Annotated in this window: 1 protein-coding gene; it reads left to right on the forward strand. The window is 49.9% G+C overall.

Annotated features, from left to right (window positions below):
* Positions 1-427: Ig-like domain-containing protein (locus tag Q1A41_RS20235; protein ID WP_299982965.1), on the forward strand; the 427-nt coding region annotated here is incomplete at both ends.

Genomic DNA, 427 nt, shown 5'->3' on the forward strand with positions numbered 1-427 from the left:
AAAGATCACAGTGGTGGCGAAGTTGTTGATAGCTTGGCGGTCGTCGTAACTGATAGCGATGGTACGACAGCTAACGGTACTTTAGATATTTTAATTACTGACACGGCTCCGGTTGCGAATGCTGATACCGATTCAACTGACGCTGTTACCAACGCAACCGGTAATGTTAGAACCGATGTTGGTGGTGCGGATGTAGATGGCGCCGATGCAGCAGCCATTACTGGCGTAGTTGCTGGAATACAAACCGGTGATATCTCCGGCGGTGTTAATACGGCTATTGCAGGTTCGCTCGGTTCATTAACCCTTCAAGCTGATGGTTCTTACACTTACACTCCTGGCGCAGGTGCGGTCGCTCTTGCTGAAGGTGCAACGGCAACAGACACGTTTAGCTACACCTTAAAAGATGCGGACGGAAGCTTCTCAACCA

The organism is uncultured Pseudoteredinibacter sp., assembly GCF_947502065.1.
Lineage (GTDB): Bacteria > Pseudomonadota > Gammaproteobacteria > Pseudomonadales > Cellvibrionaceae > Pseudoteredinibacter.